The 22,925-nt window shown below is 70.7% G+C and carries 21 protein-coding genes and 1 riboswitch; of the genes, 9 read left to right on the plus strand and 12 right to left on the minus strand.

Annotation, left to right across the window (positions count from 1 at the left end; genetic code table 11):
* Positions 1–23: 23 nt before the first annotated feature.
* On the minus strand, positions 24–1,679 hold the full coding sequence (locus HNP44_RS19110; protein WP_259144509.1) for a long-chain fatty acid--CoA ligase: 1,656 nt from the start codon (positions 1,677–1,679) through the stop codon (positions 24–26).
* 63 nt (positions 1,680–1,742) lie between these two features.
* Positions 1,743–2,432 carry a hypothetical protein gene (locus HNP44_RS19115; protein ID WP_259144508.1) on the minus strand — a complete coding sequence of 230 codons (690 nt, stop codon included), beginning with the start codon at positions 2,430–2,432 and terminating at the stop codon, positions 1,743–1,745.
* 152 nt (positions 2,433–2,584) lie between these two features.
* Here HNP44_RS19115 and HNP44_RS19120 point away from each other — a divergent pair, with 152 nt between their 5' ends.
* The 7 genes from HNP44_RS19120 (at position 2,585) to HNP44_RS19150 (ending at position 12,539) form a co-directional block, all read left to right on the plus strand.
* The gene (locus tag HNP44_RS19120; RefSeq protein ID WP_259144507.1) at positions 2,585–3,493 is read left to right on the plus strand and encodes an intradiol ring-cleavage dioxygenase; all 909 of its coding nucleotides are present in this window, start codon (positions 2,585–2,587) and stop codon (positions 3,491–3,493) included.
* Positions 3,494–3,595: 102 nt separating this feature from the next.
* Positions 3,596–4,948, plus strand: coding sequence for an LLM class flavin-dependent oxidoreductase (locus HNP44_RS19125; RefSeq protein ID WP_259144506.1), 1,353 nt, complete (start codon positions 3,596–3,598; stop codon positions 4,946–4,948).
* Positions 4,949–5,835: 887 nt separating this feature from the next.
* Positions 5,836–6,840: a hypothetical protein gene (locus HNP44_RS19130; protein WP_259144505.1), complete on the plus strand. Its 1,005-nt coding sequence runs from the start codon at positions 5,836–5,838 to the stop codon at positions 6,838–6,840.
* A gap of 30 nt (positions 6,841–6,870) precedes the next feature.
* Positions 6,871–7,881, plus strand: coding sequence for an ankyrin repeat domain-containing protein (locus HNP44_RS19135; RefSeq protein WP_259144504.1), 1,011 nt, complete (start codon positions 6,871–6,873; stop codon positions 7,879–7,881).
* 40 nt (positions 7,882–7,921) lie between these two features.
* Positions 7,922–9,376 (plus strand): peptide MFS transporter, encoded by a 1,455-nt coding sequence (locus tag HNP44_RS19140; RefSeq protein ID WP_259144503.1) that lies wholly within the window; start codon positions 7,922–7,924, stop codon positions 9,374–9,376.
* A 101-nt stretch (positions 9,377–9,477) separates the two neighbouring features.
* Complete coding sequence (locus tag HNP44_RS19145; RefSeq protein ID WP_259144502.1) at positions 9,478–11,055, plus strand: GMC family oxidoreductase; 1,578 nt, start codon at positions 9,478–9,480, stop codon at positions 11,053–11,055.
* The gene (locus HNP44_RS19150; RefSeq protein WP_259144499.1) at positions 11,052–12,539 is read left to right on the plus strand and encodes an aldehyde dehydrogenase family protein; all 1,488 of its coding nucleotides are present in this window, start codon (positions 11,052–11,054) and stop codon (positions 12,537–12,539) included. Before HNP44_RS19145 ends, HNP44_RS19150 begins: the two co-directional genes overlap by 4 nt.
* A 3-nt stretch (positions 12,540–12,542) precedes the next feature.
* Here the strand turns inward: HNP44_RS19150 and HNP44_RS19155 are convergent, their stop codons facing one another.
* The 7 genes from HNP44_RS19155 to rpe all read right to left on the minus strand — a co-directional run bounded on the left by HNP44_RS19155 (position 12,543) and on the right by rpe (position 17,784).
* Entirely contained in the window at positions 12,543–12,995 is a 453-nt protein-coding gene (locus tag HNP44_RS19155) for a PH domain-containing protein (protein ID WP_259144601.1), read from the minus strand.
* A 55-nt stretch (positions 12,996–13,050) separates the two neighbouring features.
* A complete protein-coding gene (locus HNP44_RS19160) occupies positions 13,051–13,497 on the minus strand; it encodes a 6,7-dimethyl-8-ribityllumazine synthase (protein WP_259144498.1) in 447 nt (148 codons plus the stop codon).
* Positions 13,494–13,973, minus strand: a complete 480-nt coding sequence (gene ribH, locus HNP44_RS19165; protein ID WP_259144496.1) for a 6,7-dimethyl-8-ribityllumazine synthase — start codon at positions 13,971–13,973, stop codon at positions 13,494–13,496. Before ribH ends, HNP44_RS19160 begins: the two co-directional genes overlap by 4 nt.
* On the minus strand, positions 13,970–15,217 hold the full coding sequence (locus tag HNP44_RS19170; protein WP_259256926.1) for a bifunctional 3,4-dihydroxy-2-butanone-4-phosphate synthase/GTP cyclohydrolase II: 1,248 nt from the start codon (positions 15,215–15,217) through the stop codon (positions 13,970–13,972). Before HNP44_RS19170 ends, ribH begins: the two co-directional genes overlap by 4 nt.
* A 2-nt stretch (positions 15,218–15,219) precedes the next feature.
* The gene (locus tag HNP44_RS19175) at positions 15,220–15,852 is read right to left on the minus strand and encodes a riboflavin synthase (RefSeq protein WP_259144491.1); all 633 of its coding nucleotides are present in this window, start codon (positions 15,850–15,852) and stop codon (positions 15,220–15,222) included.
* A 55-nt stretch (positions 15,853–15,907) separates the two neighbouring features.
* A riboswitch (FMN riboswitch) is annotated at positions 15,908–16,066 on the minus strand.
* Between the two features lie 45 nt (positions 16,067–16,111).
* Positions 16,112–17,104, minus strand: coding sequence for a bifunctional diaminohydroxyphosphoribosylaminopyrimidine deaminase/5-amino-6-(5-phosphoribosylamino)uracil reductase RibD (gene ribD, locus HNP44_RS19180; RefSeq protein ID WP_259144489.1), 993 nt, complete (start codon positions 17,102–17,104; stop codon positions 16,112–16,114).
* A gap of 2 nt (positions 17,105–17,106) precedes the next feature.
* Positions 17,107–17,784: a ribulose-phosphate 3-epimerase gene (gene rpe / locus HNP44_RS19185; RefSeq protein ID WP_259144487.1), complete on the minus strand. Its 678-nt coding sequence runs from the start codon at positions 17,782–17,784 to the stop codon at positions 17,107–17,109.
* A gap of 192 nt (positions 17,785–17,976) precedes the next feature.
* Here rpe and HNP44_RS19190 point away from each other — a divergent pair, with 192 nt between their 5' ends.
* Both HNP44_RS19190 and HNP44_RS19195 read left to right on the plus strand, forming a co-directional pair.
* Entirely contained in the window at positions 17,977–18,897 is a 921-nt protein-coding gene (locus tag HNP44_RS19190; RefSeq protein ID WP_259144486.1) for an LGFP repeat-containing protein, read from the plus strand.
* A gap of 119 nt (positions 18,898–19,016) precedes the next feature.
* A complete protein-coding gene (locus tag HNP44_RS19195; protein ID WP_259144485.1) occupies positions 19,017–19,961 on the plus strand; it encodes an endonuclease domain-containing protein in 945 nt (314 codons plus the stop codon).
* Here HNP44_RS19195 and HNP44_RS19200 read toward each other — a convergent pair.
* The 3 genes from HNP44_RS19200 to def are packed head-to-tail and all read right to left on the minus strand — an operon-like array spanning position 19,958 to position 22,796.
* A complete protein-coding gene (locus HNP44_RS19200) occupies positions 19,958–21,370 on the minus strand; it encodes an RsmB/NOP family class I SAM-dependent RNA methyltransferase (protein WP_259144599.1) in 1,413 nt (470 codons plus the stop codon). The genes HNP44_RS19195 and HNP44_RS19200 overlap by 4 nt on opposite strands.
* Positions 21,316–22,251 (minus strand): methionyl-tRNA formyltransferase, encoded by a 936-nt coding sequence (locus HNP44_RS19205; RefSeq protein WP_259144484.1) that lies wholly within the window; start codon positions 22,249–22,251, stop codon positions 21,316–21,318. Before HNP44_RS19205 ends, HNP44_RS19200 begins: the two co-directional genes overlap by 55 nt.
* The gene (gene def / locus HNP44_RS19210) at positions 22,251–22,796 is read right to left on the minus strand and encodes a peptide deformylase (protein WP_259144483.1); all 546 of its coding nucleotides are present in this window, start codon (positions 22,794–22,796) and stop codon (positions 22,251–22,253) included. Before def ends, HNP44_RS19205 begins: the two co-directional genes overlap by 1 nt.
* Between the last annotated feature and the right edge of the window lie 129 nt (positions 22,797–22,925).

Genomic DNA, 22,925 nt, shown 5'->3' on the forward strand with positions numbered 1-22,925 from the left:
TTCTGACACGCCTGTCCGAGTCTCTATTCGTGGATGACGGAGAGATCTCCCGCTGCGTGCCGCGCTCGCAGGACCTTCTTGTCGAACTTGCCCACCGAGGTCTTCGGCACCTCCGCGATGAACGCCCAATTATCCGGGATCTGCCACTTCGCGAACCTCCCGGCGAGGTGTTCTTGCAGCTCAGCGATGGTGATCTCGGCGCCCGGCTGGAGAACGACCGCCACCAGCGGCCGCTCGTCCCACTTGGGGTCCGGGACGCCGATCGCCACCGCCTCCAACACCGCCGGGTGCGCCATCACCTCGTTCTCGAGCTCGACCGAGCTGATCCACTCGCCGCCGGACTTGATGACGTCCTTCGAGCGGTCGACGAGGGTCACGTAACCGTCCGCCGTGAGCTTGCCGATGTCGCCGGTGCGCAGCCAACCGCCCTCGAACTTGTCGGCTCCGACCTGCTCGGAGCCCTCCGGACTGTAGTAGCTGCCGGTGACCCAGGGCCCGCGGACCTGCACCTCGCCCTGCCCCCCGCCCGCCGGGACGACCTCGCCGAGGTCGTCGACCAGGCGGCCCTGGACGCCGGGGAAGAACCGGCCCTGCGTGTTCCGGTAGGCCCAGGCCTCCTCACCCGTCACGCCGCGCGGCGGCCACGCGATGCTCGCGAGCGGCGAGGTCTCTGTCATTCCCCAGGCCTGAACCACCTGCACGCCGTGCCGGTCGAGGGCCTTCGCGAGACTCAGCGGGACCGCCGACCCGCCGCACGCGATGTGTCGCAGGTGACTGATGTCCTGCGGGTGCGCGTCGAGGTGATTGACGATGCCGATCCACACCGCGGGTACGGCCGCCGAGATGGTGGGCCGTTCCTCGGCGAGGAGGCGGGCCATCGGCTCAGGCTGCAGGTAGCGGTCCGGCAGGATCAGCGAGGCGCCCGACATGAGCGCCCCGAACGGCGTGCCCCAACTCATGGCGTGGAACATCGGCACGATCGGTAGCACCGTGTCGTTCGGGCCCATACCGAGGCCGTAGCTCGCGCACACGGCGGTGGAGTGGAGCCAGATGCTGCGGTGGCTGTACATGACACCCTTGGGGTCGCCCGTGGTGCCGGAGGTGTAGCAGGCGGCCGCCGCCGCGCGCTCGTCGATCTCGGGCCAGTCGTACTCATCGGCCTGGGCATCGAGCAGATCGCGGTAGTCGTGCAGCTGCACGCCCGACGGTGCCTCCACCTCGCCCTTGTCCCCGTCCACGACGATGACGTGTTCGATGGTGGTCATGCCGCCGATCGCGGCGTTGAGCTGCGGGATCAAGCTGCCGTCGGTGATGATCACGCGGTCGGCGGCGTGATTGGCGATATAGGTGATCTGGTCCGGGAACAGCCGGATGTTGATGGTGTGCAGCACGCTGCCCATCGCGGGGATCGCGACGTAGGCCGTCATGTGCTCGTTGTTGTTCCATTGGAAGGTGCCGACGCGGTCGCCCGGGACGACCCCCAGGGCCTTCAGCGCGTTCGCGAGTCGCGCGGCCTCGCGCCCCATCTCGCCGAAGCTCATCCGGGTGGTCTTCTCGGGCGTCCATGTGGCGACCTCGCCGGCGTCCGCATACCAGGTGGTGGCGTGGCGGAGCAACGTCGCCAGCGACAGGTGCTCGTCTTGCATCGTGGAGGCCAGGGGCAGGATCCGCTCGGTCATAGGGCATGCGTACCGCATGTCCGACGGTGCGCGGCCCGGTTTCGGCCAGCTCACGGGGACGGCTCAGGCGACCGCCCGGAACAGTTGCAGGTCCGTAGCGGCGCCGAGCCCCGACTCGAGTCCCGATTCCGAGCTCCGCCGCTCACCCGGCCGCCGGTCGCCCGGCCGCCAGTCGTCGAGGAGGACCCGCACCGTCCACCCGGTGAACTGCCCCGAGTCCTCGTCGAAGCCCGATGGCTGGGAGACCTCCAGGCGGACCGCCGCTCCGTCGTCGCAGTAGAGGAGCACCCAGGTGCCGGCGAGCGCACCGTCGGACCGCGTCGCCGGGCGCAGGTCCGAGGGCGGGAACAGCACCTCGTCGGGCCGGAAGGAGTCCGCGGTGGCCGTACCCTTCCGCCGGACCACGTACGGTCCGTGCACGGATCCCGCGCTGCCGGTGGCCGCGTCGCCGCTCATCACCGTGAGCGTGCGGCGGCTGGCGATGTGACCACTCGCGGGCTGGCCGCGCCTGTTGTCCGGGAACCACCGTCCCGTCGACGTGAGCCGCCGACGCAGCTCCGCGACGAGCTCGACCCAGCGCACGAATCCCGGCGCCATGGGCGGGGCGAAGTGATCGAGTGCGTCGGCCGCCCGCTCCCCCGCCGCCACCGCGCCGTACAGGTCCTCGATCTCGATGTCCATGGCGCGCAGGAAGTCCGCTGCCCGCTCGGGCGGGACGATCTGCGCGGTGAGCAGTGGCTGCAGGTCCGACATCGGTGCCCCCTTCGACGATGCCCGAACGGTAGCGCGGGCCACTGACACTTCCCGTGCTCCCAGCGACCTCACAGCGAACTCCACGACACGAGCGTGAATCGGCCGATACCGTTCATTTCGTCGCAGAGGCCGACTCCGCCGGAAGGACCGTCATGCGCACCTACGAGGGACGCCCCCTACCCCGCCCGCACGAGGAGGTCGTCGACCAGGGGCTCGGTTTCGACCTCGGCACGTTGATGAGCCGACGGCGGATGCTCGCCGCGCTCGGGATCGGTGCCGCGGGGATCGGGCTGGCGGCGTGCGGGACCGACGCGCAGAGCGGACCGTCGACCTCTCCGGCGGAGTCCTCGTCCACGGCGGGGACCGCGGCGATGCCGTCCAACCTCGCCGAGATCCCCGAGGAGACGGCGGGCCCGTACCCCGGCGACGGGTCGAACGGGCCCGACGTGCTGGAGATCGACGGCGTGGTGCGCAGCGACATCCGGTCGAGCTTCGGTGCGATGTCCGGCACCGCGGAGGGAGTGCCCATCGCGCTGGAGCTGACGGTGCGCGATCTCGCGCGCGACGGTGCGCCCTTCGCCGGCGCCGCCGTGTACGTGTGGCACTGCGACCGGGAGGGCCGCTACTCGCTGTACACCGCGGGCGCGACCGACCAGAACTATTTGCGCGGAGTACAGATCGCCGATGGATCTGGGGTCGTGCGCTTCACCAGCGTCTTCCCCGCTTGCTACGAGGGCCGGTGGCCCCACGTCCACTTCGAGGTCTACCGCGACCGGGCAGACATCACCGACGCGGCGCGCGCGATCGCGACCTCGCAGCTGGCCTTCCCGAAGGACGTCTGCGACGCGGTCTACGCCACCCCTGGCTACGAGTCGTCGGTGCGGACGTTCAGTCGCGTGTCGCTGACCTCCGACAGCGTCTTCCGCGAGGACGGTGCCGAGCACCAGATGGCTACCGTGACCGGTGACGTACGGACGGGCTACCGGGTCTCACTGCCCGTCGGCGTCGACACGCGGACCGCGCCCGGCGGCGGCTCCCGACCCGGCGGCCGCCCGCGGTAGCGCGCGAGCGACGTGCGATTTCCTCCACCCGGATCACAACGGTTCCGATCCGGGTCCGCGCGCCGAAGACTGCAGGCACGCACCCGATGGAAGGAAACGCCCATGTCCCGGCAGCTGCATCTCGGTGGATTCCAGATCGCCTCGCACGTCACGCATTCGCACGCCGCGTGGCGGCATCCCGCGTCCGACCCCGCCTTCCTGACGCCCGAGTACTACCACCGAATCGGGCGGATCCTCGAGCGCGGCAAGTTCGACTTCCTGTTCTTCGCGGACCTGCTCTCCGTTCCCACTAGATTCGGCGACGACATCGACGAGTCGCTGCGGCGCGGGACGCAGGCTTCGGCCACACTCGACCCCTCGATCGTCGCCGCATCGATCGGTGCCGTCACTTCTCGGCTCGGGATCGCGATCACCAAGTCCACCACGTACTTCCATCCGTTCGAGCTGGCACGGATCTTCTCGAGCCTCGATCACGTGACCCGCGGCCGAATCGCCTGGAACATCGTGACCTCCCTCAGCCAATCGGAAGCGCTGAATTTCGGGCACGAGGAACACCTCGAGCACGACCTGCGTTACGTGCGCGCACAGGAGTTCGTGGAGACGGCCGTCGAGCTGTGGGCGTCGTGGGAGCCCGACGCGCTGGTGCAGGACAAGGACTCCGGTGTGTTCGCCGATCCTGCGCGAATCCATGCCGTCAATCGGCAGACGGAGCACTTCCGAACGCGCGGCCCCCTCCCGACCCCACGCTCTCCGCAGGGCCGGCCGGTGCTGATCCAAGCCGGGTCATCCAGTCGCGGGAAGGACTTCGCCGCGAAATGGGCGGAGGCGATCTTCGAAATCGATCCGACGCCGGAAGGGCGGCGCTCGTACTACGACGACGTGAAATCTCGAGCGGTGAACTTCGGCCGGCGAGCCGAGGACGTGAAGATCTTCCCCTCGTTCATTCCGTTCGTCGGCGAGACCGAGTCGATCGCGCGGGAGAAGCAGGCCTTCCACAACGACTTGGCCGATCCGATCTCGGGGCTGATTACGCTCTCAGTGCACACCGACCACGACTTCTCGCAGTACGACCTCGACAAGCCCGTGGAGGACGTCGCCGTGGGCGGCACGCAGGGCCTGTTCGACGTGGCCCGACGCCTGTCGGAACGCGACAACCTGACGCTGCGCGACATCGGCAAGCTGTACGCCCAGGGCGTGCTCCTTCCCCAGTTCGTCGGCAGGGCTTCGGATATCGCCGACCAGATCGAGGAGGGATTCACCGGCGGCGAGGCCGACGGATACATCCTCTCCGCCGCCAGCTCGCCCGGAACGTTCAACGACTTCGTCGACTTCGTGGTCCCCGAGTTGCAGCGGCGCGGCCTGTTCCGCAAGGAGTACACCGGCACCACTCTCCGCGAGCACCTCGACCTCCCGGCAGACCCCTTCGCTCCTCGCGCGGTGGCGAAGGCCGGCTGACTGTCGGCCCATCGCAATCCGCGAAGCTCGACGTCGCGAGTGCCAACGGCGTCGTGACAAGAGCAGCAGCGTTCCGGATCAGCGGCCGATTTTCAGAATCGGCGATCGGGCAGCCACTCACAAGGTCCGGTCTGTCGCGCGCGCGGATCTGTTGGCCGAGCGCTCACGGGTCCTGTGCGCTTCGTCGATGATGAGTACTCGAGCCCGTTGCGGTGACGAACTGGTTGAAACACTTGAACATCGCCTTGACGCGGGCGCCCGCACCCGCGACCTGGCGCAGGGGTGTGGCGAACGACCGGGACCCGCTCCACGTCGTACGGCACCAGGTCGGCCGCGAGCTTCTGGTTGCCAGATCAAGCGGAGGCCCCTGCCGCTCGCGCACCTCCTCCGCAGCGACCGCGAGCATTTGCTGCGACGGTGCGGCGGGCGGGTTCGATAGGGCATCGGCGGCGTAGCCGGAGGGCCCGCCTGGCCTCAGCCGTGTGCGGGGGTGCGCGAGCATTGCGTCGGTGTCGGCCCCGGTGAACAGGCGACCCTAAGCCGTGGCCGGATACGCTCCGAGCTCGGCGGCTCCGCCGGGAACGTGCAGGACTGGCACTACGCCCGGATCGCCCTCGAGCAGTTCGGTTCGCGGTCACCCGCAACAACGTCACGCCAAACCCGCCAAACCCCCAGGGCAGCACGAATGATCGTGCGGACGGGTCTGCCCTGAGCGGGAGTTCCGTAGAAACGCTGACCTGAGACTAGCGCGATGCGCCCGGCACCTGGTCCTCGAGCAGTCCCCGGGCGGACTCTCACCGGCACCGACAGATGTCACATCGTTCCGGGGCGGCGCTCTGGGCTGGTCACTCGGTACATTCGAGGTAGGGCTCTGGAGGAGGTTCGAGATGGCGGAGACGGTGCCCCAGGAGATCGCCCACCGGGTGACCACGGCGGCGGACGCGGTTCCGGTCGGGCGGGAGCAGGCGCAGGCCGCGGCGCACGACGCCGCCCACTACCTGCAGAACCTGCGCGCGACCGCGATCGACGACGCCTACCGGCGGTTCACCGCGAGCAACACGCCCGGCTACCCGGCGCGTCTGCAGTACCGGTCGCCGCCGCAGATCAAGAAGGGTGCGGCGGTCCTCGTCGTGATCGGCGCTCTCGTGGTCAGCAGCGCGATTGCGACGTCCGGCGTCCCCGCGATCCTGATCTTCCTGCTCGCGGCCGCCGGAGTCGCCGGGTTCCACCTCTGGCGGCTCACGCGCTACAAGAACCGGATCGCCGAGCGGGAGCAGGCGCGTCTCGCCGCGAATCCGTGGCCGTTCCGCGCCGAGCGCACCCCCGCGTACAACCCCGACGCCGAACCGGGCCAGACCCGCGTGGAAACCCGACTCCTGGGCGTCGCGGTCCTGCTCACCGAGGAGATCCGCCGCTCCCCCGCGTGGAACAACTCGCTCCTCGACCAGCACCGCGTCCGGATCAACCTCGACGCCACGCTGCAGGACATCAGCCACCGCGCGTACCGCGTGTGGCGCATGCGCACCGACACCCCGCGGCCCTCGGGCGCCTCGCCGGCTACTCCCGCGCTGGCTCAGCACATCGACGAGTTCGCCCATGCCGCGCGGATGGCGGAGGACGCCCTCCGCGATCACGTGGCGGCGCTCGCGGAGTACCTGGGCGAGCTCCGCCCCGTCGAACGGCTCCTGGGCGACCTGCAGATCCTGGACCGGACCAACAGCAGCGCTCACCGCGAGCTGCTCGACCAGCTGTACCGCGACGCCGTCGGCAACGAGGCCGATGCACTGCGCTTCCAGAGCCACGCGAACGAGCTGCGCGACCTGCAGGCCAGCCTCGACGCCCAGTTCCACTTCCTGCGCGAGCAGGTGACCCGCACCAACCTGCTGCGCTGACCGCGACGACAGGCCCGACGAGAGGCACTGATGACCGGACCGGCACGCAGCGGCTCCCCCGCCGCGTCGAACGCCGACCTCACCGTGGACCCGTGCGCGGTGGACGAGGCCGCACTCGCGCCCGCGGACCTCTTCTGTTCACTCGCGTCCCTCCGCTACGGACCGTCGGACGAGCCTCCGCGCTGGCGCGCCGCCGCCGACCTGCTCGCGCAGGACCCCGGCATCGTAGAGCGGTCCGTCTGGGCGGCGTCGGCGGCGCGCGACGCCGATGCGGTGGCCGCACATCTGCGTGCCGATCCCTCCCTGGCGGCCGCCCCGGGCGGCCCCTTCGGCTGGCACCCCCTCAGCTACCTCTGTTATTCGCGCCTTCCGATCGACGCGGCGATCGATCGCTCGCTCGACGTCGCGACGCTGCTCCTCGACGCCGGTGCCGACCCGAACACCGGCTTCCTGCACTCCGGCCTGCCCACCCCGTTCACCGCCCTCACCGGAGTCTTCGGCGAAGGCGAGCAGGGCGCCGGCCGCCAGCCTCGGCACCCACGGGCCCAGGAATTGGCAGCCCTCCTGTTGGACCGAGGCGCGCATCCCGTCGACCAGCAGACGCTCTACAACCGGATGTTCCGGCCCGACGACGCGCACCTCGAGCTGCTCTTCGCGTACGGCCTCGCCGACGCCGGGCCGAGTCCGTGGGAGACGCGTGTCGGTGCCGAGACGGAGAACCGCGCGCAGGTGTGGCGCCGCCAGGTCGACTGGGCGGCGCAGCACGGCTTCGCCGCGCGCCTGAATCTCCTCGCCGAGTACGGCATCGACGTCGCGGGAGTCACCGTCACCGTCCCGGCCTTCCCCGACGACCCGAGCGCGAGAGACGGGGAGGGCGCGACTCCCCTCCATCACGCAGCCTGGGCGGGTGACCTCGACCTCATCCGCGCGCTCCTCGACGCCGGGGCCGACCGCACCGTCGTCGACAAGCGGTACGGCAGCACGCCGCGCGAGTGGGCCGAGCACGCGTACCAGCCGGAGGCGGCGCGACTCCTGCGCTGAGCTGCCACGCCGGGCGCCTCGGGCGTGATTACATCGACGAATGACCACCACCCCCGGTTACAAACCAGACACCCGCTTCTTCGGACACCCGTGGCCGCTGGTGAACCTGTTCGGCGTCGAGATGTGGGAGCGCTTCTCGTTCTACGGGATGCAGGCGATCCTCGCGTACTACCTGTACTACTCCGCCTTGGAAGGCGGCCTCGGCTTCGACAAGACCACCTCCCTCGGGATCGTCGGCGCCTACGGCGGATTCGTCTACCTCTCGACGATCGCGGGCGCGTGGGTCTCCGACCGCCTGCTCGGCGCGGAGCGCACCCTCTTCTACTCCGCGTGCCTCGTGATGGCGGGCCACATCGCCCTCGCCGCGATCCCCGGCGCGACGGGCGTCGCGATCGGCCTCGTGCTCGTCGCCGTCGGCTCCGGCGGCGTGAAGGGCAACGCCACCAAGGTGGTCGGCGACCTGTACCCCGCGGGCGACACCCGCCGCGACGCGGGCTTCTCCCTCTTCTACATGGGCGTGAACCTCGGCGCCTTCATCGGCCCCCTGCTCACCGGATACCTGCAGGACAACGCCGGCTTCCACTGGGGCTTCGGCCTCGCCGCGGTCGGCATGGCACTCGGCCTGATCCAGTACGGGCTCACCCGGAAGATGCTGCCGCGGATCAGCCAGGAGGTGCCGAACCCCGCCTCCCGCACCGACATCCAGCGGGTCGTGGTCGGCGCCGTGATCGCGATCGCCGTCTTCGTCGCGCTGATCCTCCTCGGTGTCATCACCGCGAAGAACCTCGTCGACGCCGTGATCATCTCGGTCGCCGCGATCTCCCTGGCCTACTTCGTCTTCCTCCTCCGCAGCAGCCGGGTCGACGGTGCCGAGCGCAACGGCGTCAGGGCGTTCATCCCGCTGTTCCTCTCCCAGGTCGCCTTCTGGGCGCTGTTCCAGCAGATGTTCACCTTCGTCGCGGTCTACGCCGACGAGCGTCTCGACCGCAGCCTCGGCGGCTGGGAGTTCCCCGCCTCGTGGATCCAGTCGGTCGACCCGGTGTACATCCTGATCTTCGCGCCCGTCTTCGCGGCGCTGTGGACGAAGCTCGGCCCGCGCCAGCCGAGTACGCCGATCAAGTTCGCGATCGGCACCATCGGCATCGGCGTCGCCTTCCTCGCCTTCCTGCTCATGCCCGCGGGCGTGAACACCGCGCCGCTGATCGGGCTCCTCGGGATCATGCTGATCTTCGCGCTCGCCGAACTGTGCATCTCCCCCGTCGGCCTGAGCGTCTCCACGAAGTTGGCGCCGCGCGCGTTCGCCACGCAGATGGTGGCGCTGAACTTCCTATCGATCAGCCTCGGCACCGCCCTGGCCGGCCGCCTCGCCACGTTCTACGACCAGAACGACGAGGCGCCGTACTTCCTGATCCTGGGCGGCACCGCCATCGGTGTCGGCCTGGTCGTGGTGGCCCTCACCCCGATGATCAAGCGCCTCGCCCCCGCCGTCGCCTGAGGGTGACCTGAGGGCACCGTCGAACCTGTCCAATCCCTTCACGCCCACGAGACTTCCGAGTAACTTCGTCACCAAGCACTGGAACGACGCGAGGAGCGGGTTTGCCGCCGGACGAATACGACTACATCGTGGTAGGGGCCGGCAGCGCGGGCGCCGTCGTGGCGGCCCGCCTGTCGGAGGATCCGGGCGTCTCCGTCCTGCTCCTCGAGGCGGGCGGCGAGGCGGATGCGGACGAGATCCACATCCCGCTCGCCTTCTCCGCGATGTTCAAGACCAAGTGGGACTGGAACTACACCACCACCCCGCAGAAGCACCTGGCCGACCGGCCGGCGTACTGGCCGCGAATGAAGGCCCTCGGGGGCTGCTCGTCGCTCAACGCGATGATCTACATCCGCGGCAACCGCGCCGACTACGACCGCTGGGCCGCGCAGGGCGCGACCGGATGGTCGTTCGACGAGGTCCTGCCGTACTTCCGCAAGGCGGAGGGCAACACGCGCCTGAGCGGCCCGTACCACGGCACGGACGGCCCGCTCACCGTCGAGGACCGGCGGTTCAACCACCCGCTGACCCACGCCTTCGTCGACTCGGCGGTCGCCTGGGGTCTGAAGCCCACCGACGATTTCAACGGCGCCGCGCAGGACGGCGCGGGGCTGTACCAGGTCACCTGCAAGGGCGGGCGACGCTGGTCCACCGATAAGGCGTACATCGAGCCGAATCGCGGGCGCCCCAACCTCACGGTCGCGATCCGGTCCACGGCGCAACGCATCGAGTTCGACGGTGACCGGGCCTCGGGTGTCACGATCCGCACCGGCGGTGCCGAGCAGACCCTCCGCGCGCGCCGCGAGGTGATCGTCAGCGGCGGGGCGATCAATTCGCCGCAGTTGCTCATGCTGTCGGGCATCGGGCCGGCGGAGCACCTCGCCGAGCACGGCATCGACGTCCGCTCCGCGCTGGCCGGGGTCGGCGCCAACCTGCACGACCACCCGATGGTCCCCGTCGACTACGACGTGCACGGCAGCTACGACCTGCTGGAGAAGCAGGACGTGGGTAACCTCCTGCGCTGGAAGCTCACGGGCACCGGACCGCTGGCGTCGAACGGCGCGGAGTCGGGCGCCTTTCTCCGGTCCCGGGAGGACCTCGAACACCCCGACCTGCAGATCCACGTCATGCCGGCCGGCGTATACGACAACCTCCTGCATGAGACGCACCGTCGCGGCATCATGCTCGGCCCCACCGTCGTCGACGTCGCGAGCCGCGGGACGCTGCGACTACGCTCGGCCGACCCGAACTACAAGCCTGCGCTCGAACCGAACTACTACGACGCCGCCCAGGACGCCGATGCGATGGTCGCGGGGGTGCGCGCAGTAATGGAGATCGCCCAGCAGGGACCGCTCGCCCGCTACCTCGGCAAGCCCTGGCACATCGCCGAGGACCCGTCGGAGGAAGAGATCCGCGCACTCATCGCGAACTACACGCAGACGCTGTTCCACCCCGTCGGCACCTGCCGGATGGGCACCGACGACGACGCCGTCGTCGACCCGCAGCTGCGCGTGCGCGGCGTGGAGGGCCTGCGCGTCGTCGACGCCTCGGTCATCCCCGCCGTGCCCCGCGGTAACACGAACGCCCCCACCATCATGATCGCCGAGAAGGCGGCCGACGAGATCAGGAAGTCAGCATGACCGCAGCGAACACGAAGACCTTCGACTCCCTCGATCCCCGCACGGGCGACGTGGTCGAGACGTACCCGATCCACTCGACCGACCACGTGCACGCAGTCGTGGCGCGGGCCCGCGAGCAGGCCGACTGGTGGCAGGAGATCGGCTTCGACGGCCGCAAGCAGGCCCTCAACACGTGGAAGGGCGTGATCACCCGGCGGATCAACCAGCTGGCGCAGATCGTGCACGACGAGACCGGCAAGCCACACGGCGACGCCCTGCTCGAGGCCGCCCTCGGCATCGACCACCTGGCCTACGCCGCCAACCACGCGAAGAAGGTCCTCGGGCCGCGGCGCGTCGGCTCAGGCCTGGTCATGGCGAACCAGTCGGCGACGGTGCGCTATCACCCGCTCGGCGTCGTCGGCGTCATCGGCCCGTGGAACTACCCCGTCTTCACCCCGATGGGGTCCATCGCCTACGCGCTCGCCGCCGGCAACGCCGTCGTCTTCAAGCCCTCGGAGTACACGCCCGGCGTCGGCGTGTGGCTGGCCCGCACCTTTGAGGAGGCCGTCGGCCGCCCCGTTCTGCAGGCCGTCACCGGTCTCGGTGAGACCGGCAACGCGTTGTGCACCTCCGGCGTGAACAAGGTGGCCTTCACCGGCTCCACCAACACGGGAAAGAAGGTCATGGCCGCGTGCGCCGAGACGCTGACGCCGGTGGTGATCGAGGCCGGCGGCAAGGACGCCTTCCTGGTGGACCGCGACGCCGACCTCGACGCCGCCGCCGACGCCGCCGCCTGGGGCGCCTTCGCCAACGCCGGCCAGACCTGTGTCGGCGTGGAACGCGTCTACGTGCACAAGGACGTTTACGACCCATTCCTAGAGAAGCTCGTCGCCAAGGCCCGTGAGGTCACGGCGAACGACTCCGAGGACTCCAAGATCGGCCCGATCACCATGCCCAGCCAGCTGGCGATCATCAAGTCGCACATCGAGGACGCCCTGGCTCGCGGTGGCCGCGCCCTCGTCGGCGGCGTCGATGCGGTCGGCGAGCGGTTCGTCCAGCCGACGGTCCTCGTCGACGTGCCGGAGGACTCCATCGCCGTGACGCAGGAGACCTTCGGTCCGACGGTGACGGTCGCCAAGGTGGACACCATGGACGAGGCGGTCGAGCTCGCGAACGCCACGAAGTACGGTCTCGCGGCGACGGTCTTCTCCAAGGCCCGCGGCATGGAGCTGGCGGACCGGATCCGCTCCGGCATGGCCGCCGTGAACGGCATCATCACCTTCGCGGGCGTGCCGAACCTGCCCTTCGGCGGCGTCGGCGAGTCGGGCTTCGGCCGCATCCACGGCCCCGACGGCCTGCGCGAGTTCACCTATGCCAAGGGCATCGCCCGCAAGCGCTTCAACCCGCTGCTCAACCTGACGAGCTTCGCGCGCACCGCAGCGCAGGAGGGGCAGCTGACGCAGCTGATGACGATCCTGCACGGGCGCGGCGGCACGATCAAGTAGCGCTCAGCGCTGGTAGACGACGGCGACCTCGCGGGCGCGGTCCAAGGATTGCACCGCGAGCTCGCCGTCGCGGGCCTGGATGGCCCAGATCGCGACGAACTCGTCACGCGGCAGCTCGAGGTGCGCGAACTGTGCGCCCTCAGGGAACGAGAAGCCCTCGACGACGTCCCACGGATAGGTGTTCTCGTTGAGGAGGTTCCGCACCGTGACCCCGTCGGGGCCGAGGCGCAGCCGGGGGCGGGCGAAGAGCAGCGCGCCGCAGGCAAGGATGATCCCGATGCCCACCATGCCCGCCTGATCGCCGGTCTTGAAGGCGATCCCCGAGTCCCCGCCGGCCTTGAGCAGCCAGGCGACGAAGGCGTGGCCCAGAACCAGCACCACGGCGAAGGACCAGGCGTAGAACTTGATCTTGCGCGGGGTCACTTCGAGCACGGGCTGCGTGGTCGCGTCGGTCATCACGGGGCCATTCTACGGAAGGCGGACAGCGGGCCGTCCCGCACGCCAGACGGGGCTACGAGGTCGGCAGCGCGGCGTGCACCGTCAGCGTGGAGTCGACGGCGCGGGCGGCCTCGGCTCCCTTGCCCACGAAGTGCCGCTCGAAGTAGGCGGTGTGCTCGTCGTGCTCGTGGAAGTGATGCGGGGTCAGCACCACCGAGAAGACGGGGACGTCGGTGTCGAGCTGCACGCGCATCAGGCCGTCGATGACGGCGGTCGCCACGAACTCGTGCCGGTAGATTCCGCCGTCCACGACGAGGCCGGCGGCCACGACGGCCGCGTAGCGCCCCGTGGTGGCGAGCCGCTTCGCGGTGAGCGGGATCTCGTAGGCGCCGGGCACCTCGAAGACGTCGACCTCGGCACCGTCGTGGCCGAGGCGCTGCCACTCCTCGATGAAGCCGTCGCGGGCCCGGTCGACGATGTTCCGGTGCCAGGTGGCCTGGACGAGTGCGATGCGGCTCATCGGGCCGCCCGCAGCTTGCGCAGCGTGAGTGCGGTGTCGAGTGCGGCCGACGCGGCCTGTTCGCCCTTGTCCTCGGCCGAGCCGGGCAGGCCCGCGCGGTCGAGGGCTTCGGCCTCGGTGTTGGTGGTGAGGACGCCGTTGCCGACGGGGACGCCGGCGTCGAGCGAGACGCGCAGCAGGCCCGCGGTGAGCGCGTCGCAGACGTACTCGAAGTGCGGGGTGCCGCCACGGATCACGACGCCCAGCGCCACGACCGCGTCGTGGCTGCGCGTGAGCTCCTGCGCGACGACCGGCAGCTCGACGGCGCCCGCCACCCGCTCGACGGTGACGTTCCGCACGCCCGCGGACTCCGCCGTCCGGAGCGCGCCTGCGAGGAGCGCCTCGCAGACGGTGTCGTGCCAGCGGGAGGCGACGATCGCCAGCCGCAGGTCGGCGGCACCGTGGAGCGTGATGTCGGGGATTCCAGCGCCGCTCACGCGGTACCTCCCTGGTCGAAGTGGTCGAGGTCGCGCAAGTCGTGCCCCATGCGGTCGCGCTTGGTGCGCAAGTAGTGGATGTTCTCGGCGTTGGCGCGCAGCGGCATCGCCACCCGCTCGGTGATCTGCAGCCCGTAGCCGTCGAGGCCGACGCGCTTGGCCGGGTTGTTGGTGAGCAGGCGCATCGACGTGATGCCGAGGTCCACGAGAATCTGCGCGCCGAGGCCGTAGTCGCGGGCGTCGGCGGGCAGTCCGAGCTGGAGGTTCGCGTCGACCGTGTCGGCGCCGCCGTCCTGCAGCTGGTAGGCCTGCAGCTTGTGCATCAGGCCGATGCCCCGACCCTCGTGCCCGCGCATGTAGAGCACGACGCCGCGGCCCTCCTGCGCGACCATCTCCATGGCGGCGTCCAGCTGGGGGCCGCAGTCGCAGCGCAGCGAGCCGAAGACGTCGCCGGTGAGGCACTCGCTGTGCACGCGGACGAGGACGTCGGCACCGTCGTCGGCGGTGATGTCGCCCTTGACCAGCGCGACGTGCTCGACGTCGTCGTGGATCGACGTGTAGCCGACGGCCTGGAAGTCGCCGTACCGGGTGGGGATGCGCGCGGAGGCGAGCTGCACGACGTGCTTCTCGTTCTTGCGGCGCCAGGCGATCATGTCGGCGATCGAGATCATCGCGAGCCCGTGCTCGTCGGCGAAGACGCGCAGCTCGTCGGACTTCGCCATGCCGCCCGGGTCCTTCTCCGAGACGATCTCGCAGATCACGCCGGCGGGGGCGAGCCCGGCCAGGGTGGCGAGGTCGACGGCGGCCTCGGTGTGGCCGGGGCGGCGCAGCACGCCGCCGTCCTTGGCGCGCAGCGGCACGACGTGCCCGGGGCGGGTGAAGTCGTCAACCGTCGAGCTCGGATCGGCCAGCTTCAGCATGGTGGTGGCGCGGTCGGCGGCGGAGATGCCGGTGCCCACGCCCTCCTTGGCATCGACGGTAACCGTGTAGGCGGTGCCGTGCTTGTCCTGGTTGGTGGAGGACATGGGCGGCAGACCCAGCTTGTCGCAGGTGGCGCCGTCGAGCGGCACGCACAGGTACCCGGAGGTGTAGCGGACCATGAAGGCCACCAGCTCGGGGGTCGCCTTCTCGGCGGCGAAGATGAGGTCGCCCTCGTTCTCACGGTCCTCGTCGTCGACCACGACGACGGCCTTGCCTGCGGCGATGTCGGCGATGGCGCGCTCGATCGAATCCATTCTCGTCATGGCTACTTCTCCTCTTCGCGCCCGGCGAATCCGGTCAGGCGCTCGACGTACTTCGCGACGATGTCCACTTCGAGATTGACGACGGTGCCGGGCTCGGCCCCGCCGAGGTTGGTGAGCTCGAGAGTGGTGGGGATGAGCGAGACCTCGAACCAGTGCTGCGCGTCGTCGCCGGTCACCCCCTGCCCGAGCGCGGAGACGGTGAGCGAGACGCCGTCGATGGTGATCGAGCCCTTCTCGACAACGTAACGGGCGAGCTGCTCCGGGAGGGCGAGCCGCACCACGGTCCAGTGTTCGGACGGGCTGAGGCTCAGGACGTGGCCGGTGCCGTCGACGTGTCCCTGCACGATGTGGCCGCCGAGCCGGGAGTTGATGGCGGCGGCGCGCTCGAGGTTGACACGGTCTCCGGGGCCGAGCTTGCTGAGCGAGCTGCGGCGGAGGGACTCCTCCATGACGTCGGCGGTGAAGGCGCCGGCCTCGACGGCGACGACCGTGAGGCAGACACCGTTGACCGCGATCGAATCGCCGTGTTTCGCATCGGAGGTGACGAGATCGCCCTGGACCGTGAAACGGGCCGCATCCGGGAGGTCCTCGCGGGCGGTGATCACGCCCAACTCTTCGACGATGCCGGTGAACATCCGCCGCTCCTGCCGCTTCGGCCTCAGGGCGGCACGACGACGCGGGATACACCCGCGTAGTTCTCTTTCATCCGGACTATGACCGTCGGCTCCGGGATCGCACCGGAATCTGCTGACCCCCTCCTCGCGGTGGGGCGCTCGCGGGCTAGAACACCGGGATCGCCCGGAGTCCATCACCGCCGGTGGGGAATCGCACCCCGCCCTGAGAACTTCCGCTTCCGAAGGTAGCACTCACCGGCCGCGGCCCCAAGTGTTGGGCTCAGGCAGAACGCAACAGGGTGACCAGCAGGTCGTCGCCGAGCCGCTCGACGGTGTCCAGGCTCAGTCGCGTCGCGTCGGCCAGGGTGCCCACGCCGGGCACCGTCAGGGCGGGAAGTCCGGCGCCGAGAAGCACGGGGGCGATGTAGGCCTGGACGCGGTCCACGAGGCCGGCAGCGACGAAGGCGCCGATCACCGTCGCGCCGCCCTCGACCTGGACGTGCACGGCGTCGCCGGCGGCCTGGAGCGCGGCATGCGGGTCGCGGCCGCGGACCAAACGCGCCTCGCCCGGCCCGGTGAGCACCTTCGCAGCGGCGGGGATCTCCCGCTCCCCCAGGACGATCCGGGTCGGCTGGTGCGCGAGCGGCGCACCGTCGGCATCGCGGGCGGTGAGCGCGGGGTCGTCGGCGAGGACGGTGCCGGTGCCGACGATGATCGCGTCGAGCTGGGCGCGTTCGGCGTGGGCCCGTCGTCGCGCGGCGGGCCCGGTGATCCATTGACTGGTGCCGTCGGGGGCGGCGATTCGCCCGTCGACGGTGGCCGCCAGCTTGACGGTGACCATCGGGCGGCCGTGCCGCTGCCGGAACAGCCACTCGGTAAGCGGCCACGGCGGGGCGGCGAGGTGCACCACCTCCACCCCGGCCGCTCGCAGGGTGTGCGCTCCCCCGGCGGCGAGCGGATTCGGATCGGCGGCGGCGTAGGCGACGCGCGCGACGCCAGCGGCGATCAGGGCCTGTGTGCAGGGCCCGGTGCGGCCGGTGTGATCGCACGGCTCCAGGGTGACGACGGCGGTGCCGCCGCGCGCGGCCTCCCCCGCCTCGGCCAGAGCGACGACCTCCGCGTGCGGACCGCCGGCGGGGGCGGTGCGGCCCCGCCCGGCGACGGTGCCGTCGGCCGCGAGGATCACGGCGCCGACGGGCGGGTTAGGGGTGCTGATCCCACGGGCGGCCGCCGATTCCTCGACGGCCAGTGCGAGCGCGGCCTGCAGGTCCACCGTCAGGCGCGCGGGACGGCTGCGGCCTGGGCGCGGAGCTTGCGCAGCGCCTCGGCGGGGTCTGCGGCGTTGTAGACGGCGGAGCCCGCCACGAAGCAGTCGACGCCCGCGGCGGCGGCCTGCTCGATGGTGTCGGCGTTGATGCCGCCGTCGATCTCGACGAGCAGGCGCAGCTCGCCGGAGTCGACGAGGCGGCGGGCGGCGCGCGCCTTGTCCAGCACGTCGGCGATGAAGGACTGCCCGCCGAAGCCGGGCTCCACACTCATGACGAGCAGCGTGTCGAAGCTCTTGAGGATCTCGACGTAGGGCTCGAAGGCGGTGCCGGGCTTGATCGCGAGACCCGCCTTGCCGCCCGCGGCGCGGATGTCCTTCGCGACGGCGACCGGATCGTCGGTCGCCTCGGCATGGAAGGTGACGTTGTAGGCACCGGCCTCGGCGTACGGGGGCGCCCAGCGGCCCGGGTCGTCGATCATCAGGTGGCAGTCGAGGGGGATCGTCGTCGCCTTGAGCAGGCTCTCGACCACGGGCAGCCCGAGGGTGAGGTTCGGGACGAAGTGGTTGTCCATGACGTCGACGTGCACCCAGTCGGCGCCCTCCGGCCCGCCCACGGCCGCCACTTCAGCCCCGAGCCGGGCGAAGTCGGCGGAGAGGATGGACGGCGCGATCATCGGCGAAGACATGCGTCGGATTCTACGTCTGCGAGTCCGCGGGCCTGCGCGCACACGAGGCGGAATTCGGCTTCGTGGTGCCGCTCGGCCGCGGATTCACAGCCGCGCACCGCGTCGTCGTTGTGTTTCATTTGTCACTCTAGTAACATCAGCACCACTAATCACACGGGTAACTCTCGTGTCGTCGATTGTTGAGAGGTCGTCATGCGGATCGCACGCACCACCTTGACCACGTTCGTGGCGGTCGCCGCGGCCGCACTCGTTGCCGCGGCACCCGCGATGGCCGATCCCGTCGCGCCCGCCGTACCCGCGGTCCCCGTCGCGCCCGCCGCGGCACCGGCAGCGGTCGTGCCCGCCGCGCCTGCGGCGGCCGCACCTGCCGCCGCGGCGGTGCCCGCGGCGGCGAACACGCCGCTGGTCTCCACCGCGAATGCCGTCCCAGCATCGGCGCAGCCCGCGCTCGCCGAACTGGCGAAAATCCCCGGCGTACAGCAGATCCTCGCCACCGGTCAGCTGCCCACCACCGACGTGGCGACGCTGGTCAAGATGTTCGGCAGCGACCCGAACGCGCAGAAGCTCCTCGGCCAGCTCCTCGCCGGACAGGCCGCGGCGACCACGCCCGCCGCAGACACCAAGCCCGACGAGCCGTTGAAGTTCGCGGTCACCGGAGCGATCAACGACACCTTCACCAAGGACGGCGGTCAGAAGAAGTACGGCCAACCCCTCGGCGTCGAGAAGGACGTCGCGGGCGGCTCGAAGGTGCAGGAGTTCACCAACGGCACCATCTACTGGAACCCGAAGGTCAACGGCGGCAAGGCGGCCGGAGTGACCGGCGCGATCCGCGATTTCTACCTCAAGCAGGGCGGCCCCACCGGCAAGCTGGGCTTCCCGCTGATGAGCGAGCTCTCCGTCGGCGGCCCCACCGCGGGGTCCGTCGCAGGCGCGTACAACGACTTCCAGAACGGCTCGATCGTCTGGTCGCCCGAGTACGGCGCGCACGTCGTCTCCGGCAAGATCAAGGACCAGTGGGTCGAGGGCGGCGGCGCCTTCGGCATGGGCTACCCGAAGGGCGACGCCAGGGACGGCGCCCAGGAGTTCACCAAGGGCGGCGTCCTCAAGGGCTGAACCCCCTCCCCAATTGAACGACGTTCTGGAGAGCAAAACCGCAGGTAGGACTCTCCAGAACGTCGTTCAATTGGTCGGGTAGGGATCCGATCGCAGGGCTGGTGCGTCCAATTGATGTGATGGGACGCAGGCGGGAACTCCTCGGCGGGCGGACCGAGCATGCGCTCCGGCAGGAATCGACCCCCGTCATCCACGGCATCCGCCACGATGGCGCCGCAATGCCGTCGGACGACGACATTCTCGATGCACTCGAGTCCGCCTACCCGGATCTCGTGTTCGTCTGCTGGACCGCTGCAGTTCTGCACGGTGTGGAGTACGCCGCCGGCCACAGACCGGAGATCTGGCTTCCCGCCCAGGGGAAGCGACACGGCGTGGTGATGCGCTGCGGTCACCTTCCGGCCGAGGACGTCGTCACCGTGCGCGGACACGTCGCGACCTCGATCGTTCGCACTGCCGTCGACCTGGCGCGGTTCGCCGAGGGTGACGAGAAGATCGTGGCCGTCGACCAGTTCATCCGAGTCGACCGACGGGGACGGTCACTCACGACCAAGGCCGCGATCCTCGCCTACCTGGACGCCCACCCTGGCCTCTACGGTGCCAATCGCGTCCGCGATGCCGTCGCGGAGGCCAGCAACGGCGCGCACTCTCCGTGGGAAACGTACTCGCGGCTCGTCGTACACCGGTCCGGCCTCGACTTCTTCCGGCCCCAACAACCGGTTCCGGGTACGCCCTTCCACGTCGATCTCGGTTCCGGGAAGTACCGCATCGCCGTCGAGTACGACGGCGACTACCACCGCTCGACAGAGCAGCAGCGCATCGACATCGTCCGCTGGAACGCCATCACCGACCAGCACTGGGTCATCATCCGCATCACCTCACCGATGCTCCTCAGCGGCCGAGCCGCGATTCTCGACCGCGTCGCCCGCGAGCTACGGGCGCGCGGCTGGAGCGGACCGTCGCCCACGAACCCGCCCCTGAAACTCCCGAAGATCCACCGATTGAACGACGTTCTGGAGAGCAAAACCGCAGGTCAAAATCTCCAAAACGTCGTTCAATCGGGCTAGGGGAGCTTGCGGAGGGCCTGGAAGAACATCCCGTCGGTGCCGTGCAGGTGCGGCCAGAGCTGTACGTGCGGGCCGTCGCCGAGCGGCAGGTCCGTCTCGGGGACCAGCGGGCGGGTGTCGATCCGCTCCAGCCCCGCGGCCGCCAGCAGCTCCTCGTCGCCGACAATGCCGAGCGTCTCGGCGACGTGCGGCGAGCAGGTCGCGTAGAGCACGACGCCGCCCGACCGGGTGAGCGCCGCGGCGGCGGTCAGCAGCTCGCGCTGCAGCACCGTCAGGTCCGCGACGTCGGAGGGTTGCTTGCGCCAGCGCGCCTCGGGCCGCCGCCGCAGGGCGCCGATGCCCGAGCACGGGGCGTCGACCAACACGCGGTCGTAGACCGGATCGAGCCCCGACGCGCGACCGTCGGCGACGTGCACATCCACGGGTAGCCCGCGCACCGCCTTGCGGACCAGCTCCGCACGGTGCTCGGCGGGCTCGACGGCGTCCACACGGGCGCCGTCGATCGAGGCGAGCGAGCCCAACAGCGCCGCCTTCCCACCCGGCCCGGCGCACAGGTCGAGCCAGCGGCCACCGTCGGGCCCCTCGAGCGGCGCGACCGCCGCCGCACGGGCCACCAACTGCGATCCCTCGTCCTGCACGCCTGCGAGGCCGTCCCGGACGGGGTCGAGCGCGCCGGGATCGCCGCCGGGCAGGTACACCGCGTAGGGCGAGAGCCGGCCGGTCTCCCCCTCGACGATGAGCGCCAGCTCCTCGGCGGAGATCTCCCCCGGTCGCGCGACGAGGTGCACGGGCGGCCGGGAATCATCGGAGGCGAGCAAGGCCTGCAACTGCCCCATCGAGTTGATGCCGTTGGCGCGCAGCGACTTCCAGAAGGCCTCGCCGATCCACCGCGGATGCGCGTACTGCATCGACAGGTGCCCCAGCAGGTCGTCCGCGGCGGGCGGGGCCACGCGGGAGACCCAGGTGTCCTCGTCGTCCTTGGACACCTTCCGCAGCACCGCGTTGGCGAAGCCGGAGGCGCCGCGGCCGGCGGTCGCCTTGACCGCGTCCACGGTCTCGGAGACGGCGGCGTGCGCCCCCACCCGGGTGCGGAGCAGCTGGTAGACCCCCAGTCGCAGGGCATCGAGCACGGGCCCGTCGATGTCGGCGACCGGCCGCCCGGAGGCGTCCTCGATCACCGCGTCGAGCAGGCCCTGGGCGCGGCAGGTGCCGTAGGTGAGCTCGGTGGCGAAGGCCGCGTCGCGGCCCTTGAGGCGCTTGTCGCGGAGGAGGCCGGGCAGCACGAGGTTGGCGTAGGCGCCGCGCTCGCGGACGGCGGCGAGGGTCTCGAGCGCGGCACTCCGCGCGGGGTCGGTCACTGGTCGCCTCCGAGGGTCGTGCCGGACTCGACGCGGGCGCCGCGCGCCCAGTCGGCGGCGGGCATGGGCTTCTTGCCGGGCGGCTGCACGGTGCCGAGCCGCAGGGGCGCCGTGGCGGTACCCACGTGGACGTCGCGCTTGGTGACGCGCAGCTCGCCGGGGGCCAGGCGCTCGGCCTCGGGGGCGACGACGGCAGGCCCGAGCTTGAGCCGGGCCTCTCCCAGCGGCACCCACGCGCCGGGCGCGTCGGTCATGGCGCGGATGTGCCTGTCGACGGCGCCGGCGGGCAGGTCGAAGCGCACTCGCGCGGCGTCGACGGTGACCTTCGGCGCGTGCGAGACGCCGTCGGCGGGCTGGGGCTGGGCCTGCAGCGCGCCGGCCTCCACCCCGTCGACGGTGCGGGTCAGCAACTCGGCGCCGTGCTCCGCGAGCCGGTCGAGCAGCACCGTCGCGGTGTCGTCGGGGCGGATCCGCTCGGTGAGCACGCCGAAGACGGGCCCGGTATCGAGGCCCGCCTCGATCCGGAAGGTGGACGCGCCGGTGACCTCGTCGCCGGCCTCCAGCGCGGCCTGCACCGGGGCGGCGCCGCGCCACGCGGGGAGCAGCGAGAAGTGCAGGTTGATCCACCCGTGGACGGGGACGTCCAGCAGATCGGGCGGGATCATCCCGCCGTAAGCGACGACCGGGCAGCAGTCCGGCGCCAGGTCGACGATCGCCGCCCGCGCCTCCGGATCCCGCAGCGTGGCGGGGGTGAGCACGGGGATCCCGGCCTCGTCGGCCACCTGCCCGACGGGCGAGCGCCGCACGCCGCGGCCGCGGCCCGAGCGGGCGTCGGGGCGGGTGAGGACGCCCGCTACCTCGTGCTCCGAGGCGAGCAGGGCGCGCAGCGCCGGCACGGCGGGCTCAGGGGTGCCCGCGAACAGCAGCCGCATCAGGCGCGTCCGCCCGCGCCGCCTGCACCGGCGGCCAGGGTGGCGCCCGGGTCCGTGAACCACGGCGAGGTGCGGATCACCCGCATCACGGCCTTGCGCTCCTCGGGTTCGAGGCGGCTCAGGTAGAGCACGCCGTCGAGGTGGTCGCTCTCGTGCTGGATGCACCGGGCCAGGATCTCGGTGGCCTCGAGGGTGACGGGAGCGCCCGCGACGTCGACGCCCTCGGCCACGACGTTCATGTGCCGGGTGCACTCTCCACGTACCTCGGGGATCGACAGGCAGCCTTCGGCCGCCGTCTGCATCTCCTCGCCGACGGCGCGCCACACCGGGTTGATCAGGTGCCCCTCGCGGCCGCCGCAGCCGTACACGAAGACCCGCTTGCTGACGCCCACCTGCGGCGCCGCGAGGCCGGCACCGTTGTGGTGATGCATCGTGTCGATCATGTCGTCGACCAGCCGCGCGAGGTCGGCGTCGAAGACCGTCACCTCGTCCGCGGGGGTGCGCAGTACGGGGTCCGGATAGATGCGAACGGGGAGCACACTCATCCCCCCATTATCCAGCCCGGACAGGTGACGGGCAGCGGCACCTGTCACAGCGGCGCGCCCGCACTAGCAGTTCGAGCCAGGGTTGCCTTAGGATTCCGGACGGAAACGCCACGAACCGCCCCGCCGGGC

Source organism: Tsukamurella ocularis (assembly GCF_024807615.1).
GTDB classification, from domain to species: Bacteria; Actinomycetota; Actinomycetes; order Mycobacteriales; family Mycobacteriaceae; genus Tsukamurella; species Tsukamurella ocularis.